Source organism: Arthrobacter sp. Leaf337 (assembly GCF_001423745.1).
Lineage (GTDB): Bacteria > Actinomycetota > Actinomycetes > Actinomycetales > Micrococcaceae > Arthrobacter.
Genome location: NZ_LMPC01000012.1, coordinates 542175 through 558802, shown reverse-complemented (window position 1 = coordinate 558802; position 16628 = coordinate 542175). Strand labels below are relative to the sequence as shown.

The following is a 16628-nucleotide window of genomic DNA, read 5'->3' as shown; positions in this document are numbered from 1 at the left end:
CAGGAGAACCCCCATGAGTAACGCCAACAACACGTCCGCCAACAGGACTTCGCTCAGCCAGTACGAGGTCTGGTTCCTCACCGGCAGCCAGCACCTCTACGGCGAGGACGTCCTCAAGCAGGTCGCCGCGCAGTCGCAGGAGATCGCCAATGCGCTGAACGGGTCCGCAGATGTCCCCGTCAAGGTGGTCTGGAAGCCGGTCCTCACGGATTCGGACGCCATCCGCCGGACCGCGCTGGAGGCCAACTCGGACGATTCCGTGATCGGTGTGACGGCCTGGATGCACACGTTCAGCCCCGCCAAGATGTGGATCCAGGGCCTGGACCTGCTGCGGAAGCCGCTGCTGCACCTGCACACCCAGGCCAACGTTGAGCTGCCCTGGGCGGACATCGACTTCGACTTCATGAACCTCAACCAGGCAGCCCACGGCGACCGCGAATTCGGCTACATCCAGTCCCGCCTGGGCATTCCCCGCAAGACCGTTGTGGGCCACGTGTCCAACCCTGAAGTGACCCGGCAGGTGGGCGTCTGGCAGCGCGCTTCGGCCGGCTGGGCTGCCGTCCGCACGCTTAAACTGACCCGCTTCGGCGACAACATGCGCAACGTTGCCGTCACCGAAGGTGACAAGACCGAGGCCGAGCTGCGCTTCGGCGTTTCGGTGAACACGTGGTCCGTGAATGAGCTCGCCGACGCCGTGCACGGCGCCGCAGAGTCCGACGTCGACGCCCTTGTTGCGGAGTACGAGCGTCTTTACGACGTGGTCCCGGAACTGAAGGCCGGGGGAGCGCGGCACGAATCGCTCCGCTACAGCGCGCGGATCGAACTGGGCCTGCGCAGCTTCCTTGAAGCCAACGGCTCCGCCGCGTTCACCACCTCCTTCGAGGACCTCGGCGAACTGCGCCAGCTGCCGGGCATGGCCGTGCAGCGGCTGATGGCCGACGGCTACGGCTTCGGCGCCGAGGGTGACTGGAAGACGGCTATCCTGGTCCGCGCCGCCAAAGTGATGGGCTCCGGACTTCCCGGGGGCGCCTCCCTGATGGAGGACTACACCTACCACCTGACTCCCGGCTCGGAGAAGATCCTGGGCGCGCACATGCTGGAGGTCTGCCCGTCGCTGACAGCGACGAAACCCCGCGTCGAGATCCACCCGCTGGGCATCGGCGGCAAGGAAGACCCCGTCCGGATGGTCTTCGATACAGACGCCGGCCCCGGCGTCGTGGTGGCCCTCTCCGACATGCGTGACCGCTTCCGCCTCGTGGCGAACGCCGTCGACGTCGTGGACCTTGACGAACCCCTGCCCAACCTGCCGGTGGCACGGGCGCTCTGGTCCCCGAAGCCCGACTTCGCCACCTCCGCCGCTGCGTGGCTGACCGCCGGAGCGGCGCACCACACGGTGCTCTCCACCCAGGTGGGCATGGATGTTTTCGAGGACTTCGCGGAAATCGCGAAGACCGAACTCCTGGCCATTGATGAGGGCACCACCATCAAGCAGTTCAAGAAGGAACTGAACTGGAACGCGGCCTATTACAAGCTGGCCGGCGGGCTGTAGGCGCTTAGCCGGTCGCTGCGGGACGGGCGGCGAGGGTGACTTTCGCCTCCTTGGATTCCGTGCCCCGGCGGTAGCTCACATTAACCGTCTGGTCCGGGCTCTTGCCGCGGAGCTCGGCCAGCAGGTCCTCCGGCGAGGCCAGCTCCTGGCCGTCCAGGGCGGTGAGGACATCGCCGGGCCGGATGCCGGCACGGTCCGCCGGTCCGTCGCTGACCACCGAGAGCACCAGGGCGCCGCGGGTGTTCGGCAGCCCCAGCTGGTCGGCAATCTGTGAGGTGATCCCGCCGGGGCGGAGGCCGATGAAAGCGTGGTCCGCGGTGCCGTCCTCGCGCAGCTGTTCTGCCACCCGGACGGCTGTTGCCGCGGGGATAGCGAAGCCCAGTGCCACGGCGCCGGACTGCGGCGGAATGTAGGCCTCGCTGATGCCGATCACCTCGCCCCGGGAATTGACGACGGCGCCGCCCGAGTTTCCGGGGCTGATGGCGGCATCGGTCTGGATCAGGTCCACCAGCGACTGGCTGCTGGCCGCCGAGCCGGGAATCTCGCGGTGCAGCCCGGAGATGATGCCCGCCGTCGCCGTGTTCTCGAAGCCCAGCGGCGAGCCGATCACGATGGCCAGTTCACCCACCCGCGGAAGGTCGGACTGGAACTTCGCCGCCGGAAGCCCGGTGCGCTTGGCCTCCACGAGTGCCAGGTCCGAAATGGCGTCCGTGGCCTTGACTGTCCCGGCCACCCGCTGGCCGTCGGCAAAGGCGACCTCCACGTCGGTGCTGCCACGCACCACATGCTCGTTGGTGAGGATCAGTCCCTCCGCCGCGAAGACCACGCCGCTGCCCACTCCGCCGTCGGTCAGGATCGTGACAACGGACGGCTGGACGTTCTCCACGATGGACGGAATGTCCGCGGCCGTCTGCGGGGTGCCCGGCTGGGCCGTCTGCGTGGCACCCGGCTGGGCTGTCTGCTGCGCGGGCTGCACCGGGGTGCTGGCGGCGGACGCGGGGCGCTGGCCCGGCGGCGGACTCGCCGTGCAGCCGGACAGCGCCAGTCCAAGAACAGCTGCCAGGGCCAGGGCCCGCTGCGCGGCACCGCGCGTTCCCGTATTCCAGATCATCATCAGGCTGCCTTTCGTTCGTCTTGGGGTCGACGGAACCGGCCCGTCCCCGGCCGTCCCTTGACGGCAGCGCCTTCACCACCAAGAATAGATTTCTATAACGTTGTAGAGACCGAGAAAACGAGGATGTTTACGTGAGCACAACCGAACCTGCCGCAGGCAAGATGACCGCCAAAATCACCCTGGACCCCGCCTTCGCCGTGGGACCCGTCCGGCGCCGCACCTTCGGCGCTTTCGTGGAGCACCTTGGCCGCTGCGTCTACACCGGCATTTTCGAGCCGGGCCATCCCAAGGCTGACGAGGACGGCTTCCGGACTGACGTCCTGGAACTTACCCGCGAACTGGGCGTGTCCACAGTGCGTTACCCCGGCGGGAACTTCGTCTCCGGCTACCGCTGGGAGGACGGCGTGGGGCCGGTGGAACAGCGCCCGGCGCGCCTCGACCTGGCCTGGCACTCCACCGACCCCAACCATGTGGGCGTGGACGAGTTCGCCAAATGGTCCGCCAAGGCCGGCGTCGAACCGATGATGGCCGTGAACCTGGGCACCCGCGGGACGCAGGAAGCCCTCGACCTGCTGGAATACTGCAACATCGACGCCGGCACGGCCTTCTCCGACCAGCGCCGGGCCAACGGGGCCGAAAACGGTTACGGCATCAAAATGTGGTGCCTGGGAAACGAGATGGACGGCTTCTGGCAGATCGGCCACAAGAACGCCACCGAATACGGCCGGCTGGCGGCGGACACTGCCCGCGCCATGCGGATGGTGGAGCCTGACCTGGAACTCGTGGCCTGCGGCAGCTCGGCCCCCGGCATGCCCACCTTCGGCGAGTGGGAGCGGGTGGTCCTCACCGAGACCTACGAACTGGTGGATCTGATCTCGGCACACCAATACTTTGAGGACTTCGGCGACCTTCAGGAACACCTCTCCTCGGGGCACCGGATGGAGGCGTTCATCAAGGACATCGTGGCGCATATCGACCATGTGAAGTCGGTCAAGAAGTCCACCAAGCAGGTGAACATCTCCTTCGACGAGTGGAATGTCTGGCACATGAGCCGCGACGAATCCAAGGCGCCCACCGGCAAGGACTGGCCCGTGGCCCCGGTGCTGCTCGAGGACCGGTACACCGTGGCGGACGCCGTGGTGGTGGGCGACCTGCTCATCACGCTGCTCCGTAACACCGACCGTGTCCACTCCGCCAGCCTGGCGCAGCTGGTCAACGTCATTGCCCCGATCATGACCGAACCCGGCGGCCGTGCCTGGAAGCAGACCACCTTCCACCCGTTCGCCCTGACGTCGGATCACGCCAAAGGCACGGTGCTGCAGCTCGCCGTCGAATCCCCGCTGCTCAGCGGCGGCAAGACCACGGACTTCGCCGCACTGTCAGCCGTGGCCACCTTCGATGAGGCGTCAGGGGAAGCCGTGGTGTTTGCCGTGAACCGCTCGGCCGCGGACTCGCTCACGCTGAGCGCCGCCGTCGCCGGGCTCGGGAGCGTCAAGGTTGTTGAAGCGGTCACCTTCGCCAACAAGGACCCTTACTGGCAGGCGACGGCGGACGACTCCACCTCGGTGCTGCCCGTCGAAAACGTCAGTGCGAAGCTCGACGGCGGCCGGCTCACCGCCGAGCTCCCCGCCGTTTCCTGGAGCATGATCCGCCTGGCCGTTGACGGAGCTGCAGGCTAGGCAGAATACGAGCGGAACTAGCTCTCCAGCAGAGCCGGATCAAGGTGAACGGGGGCGTCCAGGTCGCGTGTGCAGACCAGGGCGTCCCCTTCCGCGTGCAGCCGAGCCGCATGGATGCTGGTGCGCTGTTCACGGACCGCCCGGACCGGGTCCGCCAGGCCGCTCACCATTTCGGTGTCCTGCCATTCCGGATGCGTGAAATAGAAGATGTAGGCGTGATCGCCCTGGGTCACCACATCGGCGTGCCGCCCGTAAGTGGCGTCGTCCGCTCCCGCGCCGGGGGCGTCCAGGATGAGGCCGTTGTTGGCCTCCTGCCGGGTCCAGGCCAGGCCGTCGGCCGAGCGGTGCACCGCCTGGCCGCGCCACTCGTCCACCACCATCCAGTACCAGCCGCCCAGCCGGAACACGTTGGGACCTTCGTGCGCGGGCAGCCCGATCACCTGACCCTCGGCCCGCCAGCGACCGTCCGCCCCTTCCAGGGCACCTTCCCGGACGGCGGACCATGTGGTGGAGCCGTCTACCTCGTCCTTGAACCAGAGGCGCGCACGGCCGTCCGAGACGACGGCGAACGCGGCGTCAATGACGTTCTCGGAACCGACGTCCACCCGGCCTGCGAACTCCCACCGCTCCAGATCGGGGCTCGTGAAGTGCACCAGCCGGCGCCGGGTCTGCTCGGCCCAGCTGCCCGGAGCGCCCTCGCCCCAGGTCAGGAACATGTGGTATTTGCCGTCCTGCCACACCACTTCCGGCGCCCAGTGGGTGTTCAGACCAGGGCAATCCCGGGGATCGAGCCCCTCCGCCACGCCGCGGTATTGCCAGGTGGCCCCGGCGTCCGTAGAGACGGCGATTCCAATCCTGGTGCCGGTAATCCAGTCCACGCCGGCAGTGGTGAGCGTGGCGCGGCGGGCCGTGTAGAACATCCACCACTCGGCGGTGCCGCGGCGATGGATAACAGCGGGATCGGCGGCGCCGTCGAACACGGGGCAGCGGAAGAGGGGCGACGGGGCAGGCGGCATTGCTGTTCCTTCGATGCGTGCCGGACCCGGGCCGGCTCGGATGCTGACCCGCCAACCCTATAACGTTGTATACAGTGCGGACAGGGCAAATCCGGGGCCGGTCTGCAACGATGTAGCTGAAAGTGTTGCCGGGGAAGGGAATCACCTGTGGCTGTGACCATGAATGACGTTGCGCGCGCCGCCGGCGTCTCGTTGAAGACCGTGTCCAATGTGCTCAACGATTACGAGTTCATCCGTCCAGCCACCAAGCAGAAGGTGCTCGATGCCATTGCGGAATTGGGGTACGAAGCCAACCTGACGGCACGCAGCCTGCGCTCCGGGAAAACCCGCATGCTGGGGCTGGTGCTGTCCGATCTCTCCGTGCCCTACTACGCGGAGCTGGCCTCCCGGCTGATGAGCATCGCCGCCGGTCGGGGCTATCGGGTCCTGGTGGAGCAGTCCGGGGCGGAGGCGGCACACGAGTTGAGCGCGCTCCAGGGTCCGTTCCGCCAGCTGACGGACGGTCTGCTATTTACCCCGCTAGCCCTCGACGCGGGGACTATCGCCGCACGCCAGGGCACCAAGCCGATCGTCATGCTGGGGGAGCACATCGCGGACCCGCGCTTCGATCTGGTGACCATGAAGAATTCCGAGGCCGCGGCGTCGATCACCGCCCATCTCCTCGCAGCCGGCCGGCGCCGGATTGCCGTCTTGGGCGCGGCGGCGGGGGACACGACGGACAGCCCTGGACTGCGCCTTAATGGTTACCGGCAGGCGCTGGAAGTTGCGGGAGTGGAGTTCGATCCCGCCCTGGTGGTGCAGTGCGAGTGGCGCCGCGACGGCGGGGCCTCCGCCGTCGTCGGCCTGGCCGAAAGCGGCGTCCCGTTCGACGCCGTCTTTGGCCTGAATGACGCAATTGCCCTGGGTGCAATGCACGAACTGCTGATCCGCGGCATCAAAGTGCCGGACGACGTGGCAGTGGCAGGCTTCGACGACATCGACGAGGCCCGTTTCGCATCGCCGTCCCTGACTACGGTGTCGCCCGGCATGGAGGAAATAGCCGAGCGGTCCATCAAGCTGCTTATTGACCGGATCGAAGGTGTGGAGCGGGCAGCCGCCGGGCTCCATGTGGAGGCGGGCTTCGAACTGAAGGTGCGGGACTCGGCGCCCTAAGTTCCGACTTCGCCGGGGAGCCCGGCGTAATGTACTGCCAATTACCTCACGTTTGGTTTGCTTAATTCAGGCACGTGGATGATCCTCTTATAAGGCAAGCCTAACCTTGGCTGCGATATCTGAGGCTCCACGAATGACAGCAAACTATTTGATCGGCCTGCGCGAAGGCCTTGAGGCGACACTCGTTGTTGTGCTCCTGATGGCATACCTCCTCAAAACCGGGAGGCAGCACCTGCTGCCCAGGCTGTGGGCGGGCGTCGGATTCGCCGTCGCCGTGTCGGCAGGGTTCGGTGCGCTGCTCACCTTCGGTCCGCGCGGGCTCACGTTCGAGGCGCAGGAAGCCATCGGCGGGAGCCTTTCCGTGGTGGCCGTGGCGCTGGTGACGTGGATGGTTTTCTGGATGGCCCGCACGGCCCGTACCCTCGGCACCGGACTCCGCTCGCAGGTGGACCGGGCTGCAGGTGGCGCCGGGTGGGGGCTCGCCGCCGTCGCCGCACTGGCCGTGGGCCGGGAAGGGCTTGAAACCGCGCTCTTCCTGTGGGCGGCTGCCCAGGCCACGGGGCAGTCGGCAACGCCGCTGTTTGGCGCTTTGCTGGGGCTGGCCACCGCCGTCCTGCTCGGCTTCCTGCTGCACCGGGGAGTCCTCAAGATCAACCTCGGCGCGTTCTTCACCTGGAGTGGCGCCGCGCTAATCATAATCGCCGGAGGCGTGCTTGCCTATGCTGTCCACGACTTCCAGGAGGCCGGGATCCTCCCCGGACTCCACAGCCTGGCCTTTGACGTGTCGGCGGCGATCCCGCCGTCGTCCTGGTACGGCACCCTGCTCAAAGGCACGCTGAACTTCTCGCCTGCCACCACGTGGCTGGAAGCTGCGGCCTGGCTGCTGTACGTCCCGGCCGTGCTGTTCTTCTACCTCCGTTCCAACCGCCGTGCCCGCGCATCATCCCGTCCGGACACAGCTGCCCGGGCAACCGTCGCGGCATCCTGACCCGCCCACTCCCGCACCCCCAAGGACTAACTCCATGCCCAGCCCCAGCCTGCCCAATTCCGCCCCCTCAGCAGCAGTACGCACCCCGGACCGCCGGCGTGGGACTGCCGGCCGCCTGAGTGCCGCAGCCGCCGTCGCCGTCCTGCCCCTGATGCTTGTTGCCTGCACGGACAACGCTGCGCCGTCGTCCCCGGCAGGGGCCGATGGCCCCATCCAGGTCGCCAGTACCAGCGACGCCTGCAAGGTGTCCACGGCGTCCGCGAAGAGCGGCAACCTTACGTTCGCCGTCCAGAACGACGGCGATCAGGTCACCGAGTTCTACCTGCTGGCGGAAGACGGGCTGCGGATCCTGGGTGAGGTGGAAAACATCGGGCCCGGCCTGACGCGGAACCTTGTGGTCACGGTCCCTGCGGGGAAATACAACACAGCCTGCAAGCCCGGCATGGTGGGCGACGGCATCCGGGCGGGTTTTGACGTAGTCGACTCCGGCAGCAAGCCCGCGGTGGACAGCGACCTGAAAGCGCTCACCGACCAGGGGACCACCCAGTACGTGGCCTACGTCAAGGACCAGACGGAGCAGCTTCTGGCCGGTACCAAGAAGTTCGCCGAGGCGTACGCCGCCGGCGATGCTGCCACCGCCAAGGAGCTCTACGCCGCAACGCGCATGCACTGGGAACGAATTGAACCGGTGGCCGAGTCCTTCGGCGACCTCGACCCCAAGCTGGACGCCCGCGAGGCGGACCTGGCCGAGGGTGAGGAATGGACCGGCTGGCACCGCGCCGAAAAGGACCTGTTCCCGCCGGCCGGGTTCCAGCCGCTGGGCGCAGCGGACCGCGAAAAGCTCGCGGCCCAGCTGGTGGCCGACACCGAAGAGCTGGCCAAGCGCACTCGGACAGTAGAGCTCACGGCAGACAAGCTGGGCAACGGTGCCAAGGAACTGCTGGACGAGGTGGCCACCGGCAAGGTCACGGGCGAAGAGGAAATCTGGTCCCACACCGACCTCTGGGACTTCCAGGCCAACGTGGACGGTGCCCGGATCGCCTTCGAAAACCTCAAGCCCGTGCTGGAGCAGAAGGACCCGGAGCTTGCCAAGAGCCTGGACACCAAGTTCGCCGCGCTGCAGGCCGAACTGAAGACCCACGCCCGGGGCGACGGGTTTGCCTACTACAACGAGCTGAGCCCTGAGCAGGTCCAGCGCCTCGCCGCCCTGGTGGATTCCCTCGGCGAGCCGTTGTCCAACCTCACTGCGGCAGTCGTGCTGTGACCGGCTGCCCTTTCGGCGGGGGCCGGGACGGCCAGGATAGCGGCGGCCACGACGGCGGGAGCCGGGACGGCGCCCGGCCGGGCGCGTCGCAGGACACGTCACAGGCCAGCCCGGTTGCCACGCGCGGTGTTTCGCGCCGCGGCCTGCTCTCCTTCGCCGGGGTCGGGGGCGCGGGAGCGCTCGCCGGCCTCGCCGCCGGCCTGTGGGCACGCGACGCCGTCGTCGCGGCAGTACCTGCCGACGATGCACCGGCCAATGACACCGTCCCGTTCCACGGGGAACGCCAGGCGGGAATTACGACGGCGGCGCAGGACCGGCTGCACATGGCCGCCTTCGATCTCATCACCGAGGACCGCACCGAGCTGATCAGGCTCCTCAAAGACTGGACGGCCGCCGCGGAGGCGATGACCCAGGGCCGGGAAGCCGGCGAAACCGGCGCTACCGGCGGCTCCTATGACGCGCCGCCGCAGGACACCGGCGAAGCCATGGGCCTCAGCGCCGGCAAGCTCACCGTGACGTTCGGCTTCGGTGCCAGCCTGTTCGAAAAGGACGGGAAGGCACGCTTCGGGCTCGAGGGACGCCGGCCTGAGGCCCTGATCGACCTGCCGCACTTCCCGGGCGACGACCTTCAGGCCGGGCGCAGCGGCGGCGACATCATTGTGCAGGCCTGCGCGGACGACCCCCAGGTTGCTGTTCACGCCATCCGCAACCTCGCACGGCTGGGGTTCGGGAAAGTCCGCGTCCGCTGGTCCCAGCTGGGCTTCGGGCGCACCGCCTCCACGTCCCGGGCACAGCAGACGCCCCGCAACCTTTTCGGTTTCAAGGACGGCACCAACAACCTCAAGGCCGAAGACACGGACCTCCTGGAGAACCACGTCTGGGCTGAGAAGGGCGCCGGGGCCGGTGAAGCCTGGATGGAGGGCGGCAGCTACCTGGTGGCCCGCCGGATCCGCATGCATATCGAAATCTGGGACCGGACGTCGCTGGGCGAGCAGGAAGCCCTGATTGGCCGGACCAAGGCCGAGGGCGCTCCGCTGTCCGGCGGCAAGGAATTCACGGCCCCGGATTTCACCATCAAGGGCAAGGACGGCGAGCCGCTGATGGGCATGGATTCACATGTCCGGCTTGCCCACGCCGACCAGAACGGCGGTGTCCGTATGCTGCGCCGCGGGTACAACTACACGGACGGTTCCGACGGGCTGGGGCACCTCGACGCCGGCCTGTTCTTCATCGCCTTCGTCAAGGACCCGCGCACGCACTACGTGCCGATGCAGATGGCCATGGCCAAGCAGGACACCTTGGCCGTGGAGTACCTCAAGCACACCGGCTCCGCCCTGGCCGCTGTGCCGCCGGGCACCAAACCCGGCGGCTACATCGGCGAGGGACTGTTCAGCTGAGGCTGGCCGCGCCCACAACTGCTGCGCCCACGACTGAAACGGACCGCTCCTGCACTGCAAGGTAGGTGAACAGCTGACGCAGCCCGAAACGCCACGGCGGCAGCTCCTCGGCGGCACCCACGGTGTTGACCAGGGCGCCGAGGTGGCGGCTGCGGATGGTGACGACGTCCCCCATTTTGTGGGTGAAGCCCTGGCCCTGTTCGTCCCGGTCCTGCGTGGGTGCGAACAGCGTGCCGGTAAACAGCGCGAAGCCGTCCGGGTACTGGTGGTGCTTGCCGAAGGTAGCCGCCACCAGCTCCTCGAACGGGCGGCTGATCCGTGCCACGGTGTTCCGGCCCTCCAGCAGGTACCCGCCTGATCCTTCCACCCGGAGCAGGATCTCCTCCTGCCGCAGGGTCTCAAGGGTGAAGTCGCCGTCGAACAGCCGGATCAGCGGCCCCAGCGCGCTGGATGCGTTGTTGTCCTTGGCTTTGCCCAGCAGCAGGGCGCTCCGCCCTTCGACGTCGCGGAGGTTGACGTCGTTGCCGAGTGTGGCGCCCACAACTTTGCCGGCGGACGTGACAATCAGGACGAGTTCCGGTTCCGGGTTGTTCCAGGAACTGAACGCGGGAATCCCGACGCCAGCACCCAGGCCTACCGAGGACAGCACAGGTGCCTTGGTGAAGACCTCGGGGTCCGGTCCGATGCCCACCTCAAGGTACTGCGACCACAGCCCTTCGGCGATGAGCACCCGCTTGGCCTCGGCAGCCTCGGGCGAGCCCGGACGTACGTCGCCGATGCTGCCGCCGAGTGCCCTGCCTACGAGTTCACGCATTTCAGTGGCCCTGCCGGCATCTCCGCCACAGCGCTCCTCGATGACGCGCTCGATCATACTGTCCACGAAAGTCACGCCGCAGGCCTTGATGACCTGGAGGTCAACGGGCGCCAGCAAGTGCGGAAGGGAAGTGTCCTGCGCCAGGGACGCTTCGACGACGTCCGCCGTCTTCCAACGCGGCACAGTCATGGCGGAACGGACGTCTGCAGCGGGGTCCGAACGTTCCAGCAGTTCCGACACTGTGGCGGCGAGGTGCTGCAGGTCGAACACGTCCCCGCCCTGAACCGCCACAACCCGGGGACCGGAGGTTTCCACGTCCCAGAGACGGCCAATGAGCAGGGCGTCCTCCGCGTCCTTCGGGAGCACGGCCGCGACCGACACCGGCAGCGCCGTCACAGCCGACCCTCCGGCTGTGCGGACGGGCGCCGCCAGACGCCGTCGACCCTTTGCGGAACGTTCCACGGGTTCGCATCCTGCAGCGGCTCCGGCAGCCGCGGCTGCGGGAAGGACTGGAAGGCCACCGGCCGCAGGAACCGCCGGATGGCGGCCGTCCCCACAGAGGTGGTGCCCGACGTCGTGGCCGGATAGGGGCCGCCGTGGTGCTGGGCGTAACTGACGGTCACTCCCGTGGGCCAGCCGTTCCAGAGCAGACGCCCACTGATGTCCGCGAGCCTGCCGGCAAGCTCCGCGACGTCGTCCTCGGCTTCCGCCTGCAAGGTGGTGGTCAGCTGGCCTTCCAGGAGCCCGGCCAAGGCAGTGAGCTCGGATTCATCGCTGTACTCCACCACCAGGCTTGCGGGCCCGAACATCTCCTGGCGGAGGATTCCGGGGTCGCTGCGGACCGCTTCGGAGGTGGTCAGCAGGACGGTGGGTGCCGGAGCCTCGGCGACGTCGCCGTCGAGCAGCACCCGGACGCCCGCCGTGTCCCGCAGCCCTGCGACTGCCTGCCGGAACCCTTCGTGCAGCCGTGCGCTGAGCAGCTGCGCCGGAGCGAAGTCCTCGAGGGCATTCCGGAGATTGTCCCGGACCTCGTCCGTTTGCCCGGCAGGGACGAACAGCACGCCGGGTTTGGTGCAGAACTGCCCCATGCCCAGGGTGAAGGAGCCGGCATAGCCAGTGAGGATCTCCTCCCGGCGCGCAGCCCAGGCGTTGCCGGTGACAAAGACGGCATTGATGCCGCCCAGTTCCCCGAAGAAGGGGATCGGTTCCGGCCGCGCGGCCGCACGGTCGAACAATGCCCGGCCGCCCGCCGTCGAACCCGTGAAACCGATGGCCTTCACCAGCGGGTGGTCAACCAGCGCTTCCGCAGCCGGGCGGCCGGTGACCAGGGAGAAGAGGCCCGACGGCGCCCCGGCGGACTCCAGTGCGGCGGTCACCGTTTCGGCGGTGCGGACCGCGAGCTCCCGGTGGCCGTCGTGTGCCTTGTGAACGACGGCGCAGCCGGCCGCCAGTGCCGACGCGGAATCGCCGCCCATCACGCTGAAGGCGAAGGGGAAGTTGGACGCCCCGAAGACCCCGACGACGCCGAGCGGAACGTTGTACCGGCGAAGGTCGGGCCGCGGCCCCATGCCCCAGGCGGCATCGTCATGGTCGATCGTCGCGTCGAAGTGCTCGCCGCGGCGGATTTCGTCAGCGAAAAGCCGGAGCTGGAAGACGGTGCGCTTCAGCTCGCCCTGGAGGCGCGGTTCCGCGAGATGGGTTTCGGTGACCGCAAGATCAACAAGGGCCGCGGCGTCGTTTTCCAGGCCGGCGGCTACCGCCTCGAGCCAGGTTGCCCGGGTTCCGGGACCTGCCAGCCGGGCCTTTTCGAAGGCCGCGTGGGCGGCCTCGACGGATGCGTCCAGCTCGGCTGCGGTGCTGTTCATCGGCCGGCTCCCGCGGGTGCAAGGCTGCCGCCGGTAACGGCCGCACGGTTGCCCACTTCAAGCCAGCCCGCACCGGACGGGAACTCCCAGCGCGTCCGGGAGGCGCTGAGCATTTCCGCCCCTGTGCCAGGGCGTTCCGGAGCGGCATAGCGTCCGCCAACGATCCGGACCGGTTCGGCGAAGTGCTCGTGGAGGTGGTCCACGTATTCGATCATGCGGCCGTCCTGGCTTCCGGTGATGGCGGCAAAGTCGAAGAAGGAGAAATGCTGGACAAGCTCGCACAAGCCAACGCCGCCGGCGTGGGGGCAGACCGGGACGCCGAACTTGGCGGCCAGAAGCAGGTTGGCGATGTTCTCATTGACCCCGCCCACACGGGTGGAGTCGAGCTGCAGGACGTCGATGGCCCTTGCCTGCAGCAGCTGCTTGAAAACAATCCGGCTGGCCACGGCCTCGCCGGTGGCGACGCGGACCGGAGCGACTCCCTTCCGGATCTCCGCATGCCCGAGGATGTCGTCAGTGCTGGTGGGCTCTTCGATCCAGTACGGGTTGAACTCTGCGAGCTGGTTGACCCATTCGATCGCTTCGGACACCTCCCAGCGCTGGTTGGCGTCTATGGCGATGGGGAGGTTTCCCACGGCCTGCCGTGCGAGGCCCATGCGGCGGCGGTCGTCAGCGATGTCGCCGCCCACCTTGAGCTTGATCATCGAGAAACCCGCTGTCGCCGCTTCCTTGCTGAGCCGGACCAGTTTTTCGTCGCTGTAGCCCAGCCATCCGGGTGAGGTGGTGTACGCGGGGTAGCCGTCAGCCCGGAGGCTGGCGATGCGGTCCGCCTTGCCGTCCTGGCCCGCGCGGAGGATTTCCAATGCCTGCTGCGGGTTCAGGGCGTCGCGGATGTGGGTGAAGTCCACAACGTCCACGATCTCCTCCGGGGACATTTCGCTCAGGAGCAGCCAGAGCGGCTTGTTCTCGCGCCGGGCGCGGATGTCCCAGAGGGCGCTGACCAGCGCGCCGGCGGCCATCTGCGTGACGCCCTTTTCCGGGCCGAGCCAGCGGAGCTGCGAGTCGTGGATGAGGCGCTTGGAAGCGTTGCCCAGGTCGTAGATCAGTTCGTCGATGTCCCGGCCCCGCAGAAGCCCCGCGTAGGACTCGATGGCCGCAGTGAGGATCTCGCTGCCGCGGCCGCAGCTGAACACGAAGCCGTGGCCTTCGTCGCCCGCGTCGGTGCGGATGACGACGTAGGCGGCGGAGTAGTCGGGGTCAACGTTGACCGCGTCGGAGCCATCGAGTTCCAGCGACGTGGGAAAGCGGACGTCCTGGGTGGTGATGGAAGTGATGGAAGGCATGGATCTCTTCTCTCGGATTGCTGTGGAAGGTGGGCATGATTTCCTATATGAATTTCAGTAATCATATATGAAACGTGATCCAGATCAAGTCCGTGGCAAAAAGAAAACCCCGGCCGCGGGGCCGGGGTTGGGTTCTAATCCACGATGTGCCGCCTGGGTGGCCCGCTGTCCTCCAGCGGCGCGAGGTCGGCGTGTCCCTCGAAGGCCTGGGCGAAGCGGGTAAAGGAGTTTCGGATGTGCTCCGCCATGGCTGCTTCGGCCTGTTCCGGCTGGCAGGCATGGATGGCCTCGCGGACGGCCGAGTGTTCCGCGACGGTGATGGCGCCGTCGACGTCGGCCGGGTAGAGGCGGAAGGTGTGCAGGTGGCAGTGCGTCTGGGCGAAGGCGTGGCGGACCACGGTATTGCCGGCGGCGGCGAGGATGGTGTCATGGAATCTGGTGTCATGGGCCACCAGGTCCTGCCGCAGGTCGCCTTCGGACTTCATGGCCCCGCGGAACGCCTTAATTTCCTTCTCGAGGGCCGCGGCCGGGTTGGCTAACCGGTCTACGGCCGCAGACCGCGCTGCCCAGGGTTCCACCAGCAGCCGGAATTCAAAGAGGGAGCGCAGTTCGGCCAGGTCCAGCAGGGGAGTGGTGCTGTAGCCCTTGCCGGGGTTGTAGACCACCAGGTTGTCGCCTTCCAGCCGCTGCAGCACCTCACGCACCGGTGTCTGCGAAACGCCCAAACTTCGCGAAACGGCGTCGATGTTGATCCTGGTGCCGGGCGCGATCTCACCTTCGAGGATGGAGGCGCGCATCGATGCATACACATCGCTGACGGCGGCTTTGCCTCGGGAGATATCGGAAGACTGACGTGGGGGCACGCGCTGACCTCTTAGTGCTGGTTGGGGTGGTGTCCGGGTTGGAGTCGCTGGGGGAATCATATTCCACCGGACCTTCAGCCGCCCCGGAGGGGGCTGCTGGGGGCGATTTTTCAGGGGGGCTTGATCCGGATCACATTTTCTATATGATTAACCAGATTCCTATATGATTTGGCATCGATATCTTCGGTGTCTTCCCCCGGCGCCACAGGCGCCCGAAGCCATGTTCACGTCGAAGGAGACCACATGACTGCGCTCGGAAGTAAAGTTGCCAGTACGACATCGACCAAAAATCCCCGAATAATGACCCGGAAGCGCTGGGTCATCATTTGGCTTGCTTTCATCGGGCTGAGCATCAATTACCTTGACCGCTCCAGCCTGAGCGTTGCCTTGCCGTTCATGGGCAAGGACTTCGAGCTGACCGCCACCCAGCAGGGCCTGATCTTTGCCGCCTTCTTCTGGGCCTACGACTTCTGCCAGCTGGCGGCCGGCTGGTACGTGGACAAGGTGGGGCCGCGCAGGTCGTTCTCGCTGGCGGCTGTCTGGTGGTCCATCTTCACGATGGTGACCGCTGCGGCGACGAACTTCTGGTCCCTGTTCGCAGCGCGCTTCCTCCTGGGTGTCGGCGAAAGCCCTGCGCCCAGCACTGCGGCGAAAGTGGTGGCCACGTGGTTCCCGGTCCGTGAACGGGCATTCGCCACCAGCATCTGGGACTCGGGATCCCGCGTGGGGGCCGTGATCGCGTTGCCCATCGTTACCCTGATCGTGGCGCTGACCTCATGGCATGCAGTGTTCATCATCATCGGCGTCGCCGGCCTTATCTGGGCCGCCGTCTGGTGGAAGGTGTACCGCAGCCCCCAGGAGCACCCCGGCGCGAACGCCGCCGAAGTGGCCTACATCGAAGAAGGCGGTGCCCGCGGCGAAGGCAGCGACGACGCCGACGCAGCCAAGCTGCCCTGGCGCTCACTCTTCAAGTACCGCACCATCCTGAGCATGATGTTCGGCTTCTTCTGCCTCAACAGCGCCATCTACTTCTTCATCACCTTCTTCCCCAGCTACCTCGTCAAGGAACGCGGATTCGACCTGCTCAAGCTGGGCTTCTTCGGTGCCATTCCCGGCATCTGCGCGGTGCTGTGCGGCTGGCTGGGCGGATACCTGGCCGACCGCGCAGTACGGGCCGGGGCATCCGTCACCAGGGTCCGCAAGACCGCCATCGCCGGCGGCCTCGCGGGCGGCTCCGTCATCATGTTCGCCGCCCTCGTGCCGGAAGCCTGGATGGCCTTGGCGCTGCTTTCCGTCGCCTACTCAAGCCTCACCGTCGCCGCAACCGGCATCTGGTCGTTGCCCGCGGACGTCGCGCCGAGCTCCAGGCATGTCGGATCCATCGGCGGACTGCAGAACTTCGCCTCCAACCTGGCCGGGATCTTCACTCCGATCCTGATCGGCGTGCTGGTGGATCAGACCGGTTCCTTCGTGGCGCCGCTGGCAGTCATCGGAGCTGTCTCGCTCGTGGGCGCTGCCAACTACCTGTTCGTGATGGGCAAGATTGAACCCTTGAAGGTCAAAGAGCCCGTAGCGGTCGCATAA

13 protein-coding genes are annotated in these 16628 nt (G+C 67.1%); 7 read left to right on the top strand and 6 right to left on the bottom strand.

The window, feature by feature from the left end:
* Nucleotides 1–13: 13 nt before the first annotated feature.
* A complete protein-coding gene (gene araA, locus ASF98_RS11740; protein ID WP_055801792.1) occupies nt 14–1549 on the top strand; it encodes an L-arabinose isomerase in 1536 nt (511 codons plus the stop codon).
* Between the two features lie 4 nt (nt 1550–1553).
* Here the strand turns inward: araA and ASF98_RS11735 are convergent, their stop codons facing one another.
* Complete coding sequence (locus tag ASF98_RS11735; protein WP_055801788.1) at nt 1554–2663, bottom strand: S1C family serine protease; 1110 nt, start codon at nt 2661–2663, stop codon at nt 1554–1556.
* A 161-nt stretch (nt 2664–2824) separates the two neighbouring features.
* On the opposite strand from ASF98_RS11735, the gene arfA reads away from it, so the two are divergent.
* Entirely contained in the window at nt 2825–4342 is a 1518-nt protein-coding gene (gene arfA / locus ASF98_RS11730; protein WP_055802445.1) for an arabinosylfuranosidase ArfA, read from the top strand.
* A 17-nt stretch (nt 4343–4359) separates the two neighbouring features.
* On the opposite strand, the gene ASF98_RS11725 is transcribed toward arfA, so the two are convergent.
* A complete protein-coding gene (locus tag ASF98_RS11725) occupies nt 4360–5358 on the bottom strand; it encodes a family 43 glycosylhydrolase (RefSeq protein ID WP_055801786.1) in 999 nt (332 codons plus the stop codon).
* A gap of 147 nt (nt 5359–5505) precedes the next feature.
* Here ASF98_RS11725 and ASF98_RS11720 point away from each other — a divergent pair, with 147 nt between their 5' ends.
* From ASF98_RS11720 to efeB, 4 genes are all read left to right on the top strand, one after another.
* Nucleotides 5506–6510: a LacI family DNA-binding transcriptional regulator gene (locus tag ASF98_RS11720; protein ID WP_055801783.1), complete on the top strand. Its 1005-nt coding sequence runs from the start codon at nt 5506–5508 to the stop codon at nt 6508–6510.
* A gap of 133 nt (nt 6511–6643) precedes the next feature.
* Entirely contained in the window at nt 6644–7498 is an 855-nt protein-coding gene (efeU, locus tag ASF98_RS11715; protein ID WP_055801781.1) for an iron uptake transporter permease EfeU, read from the top strand.
* Nucleotides 7499–7532: 34 nt separating this feature from the next.
* A complete protein-coding gene (gene efeO / locus ASF98_RS11710) occupies nt 7533–8762 on the top strand; it encodes an iron uptake system protein EfeO (protein WP_055801779.1) in 1230 nt (409 codons plus the stop codon).
* Nucleotides 8759–10159 (top strand): iron uptake transporter deferrochelatase/peroxidase subunit, encoded by a 1401-nt coding sequence (gene efeB, locus ASF98_RS11705; RefSeq protein ID WP_055801776.1) that lies wholly within the window; start codon nt 8759–8761, stop codon nt 10157–10159. The genes efeO and efeB overlap by 4 nt, the downstream gene beginning before the upstream one ends.
* Here the strand turns inward: efeB and ASF98_RS11700 are convergent.
* From ASF98_RS11700 to ASF98_RS11685, 4 genes are all read right to left on the bottom strand, one after another.
* Nucleotides 10152–11369, bottom strand: a complete 1218-nt coding sequence (locus ASF98_RS11700) for a fumarylacetoacetate hydrolase family protein (RefSeq protein WP_055801773.1) — start codon at nt 11367–11369, stop codon at nt 10152–10154. The genes efeB and ASF98_RS11700 overlap by 8 nt on opposite strands.
* Nucleotides 11366–12838: an aldehyde dehydrogenase (NADP(+)) gene (locus ASF98_RS11695; RefSeq protein WP_055801769.1), complete on the bottom strand. Its 1473-nt coding sequence runs from the start codon at nt 12836–12838 to the stop codon at nt 11366–11368. The genes ASF98_RS11700 and ASF98_RS11695 overlap by 4 nt, the downstream gene beginning before the upstream one ends.
* Nucleotides 12835–14181 carry an L-fuconate dehydratase gene (locus ASF98_RS11690; protein WP_055801766.1) on the bottom strand — a complete coding sequence of 449 codons (1347 nt, stop codon included), beginning with the start codon at nt 14179–14181 and terminating at the stop codon, nt 12835–12837. The genes ASF98_RS11695 and ASF98_RS11690 overlap by 4 nt, the downstream gene beginning before the upstream one ends.
* A 134-nt stretch (nt 14182–14315) precedes the next feature.
* Nucleotides 14316–15044 carry a GntR family transcriptional regulator gene (locus ASF98_RS11685; RefSeq protein WP_082506806.1) on the bottom strand — a complete coding sequence of 243 codons (729 nt, stop codon included), beginning with the start codon at nt 15042–15044 and terminating at the stop codon, nt 14316–14318.
* 300 nt (nt 15045–15344) lie between these two features.
* On the opposite strand from ASF98_RS11685, the gene ASF98_RS11680 reads away from it, so the two are divergent.
* On the top strand, nt 15345–16628 hold the full coding sequence (locus ASF98_RS11680; RefSeq protein WP_235505833.1) for an MFS transporter: 1284 nt from the start codon (nt 15345–15347) through the stop codon (nt 16626–16628).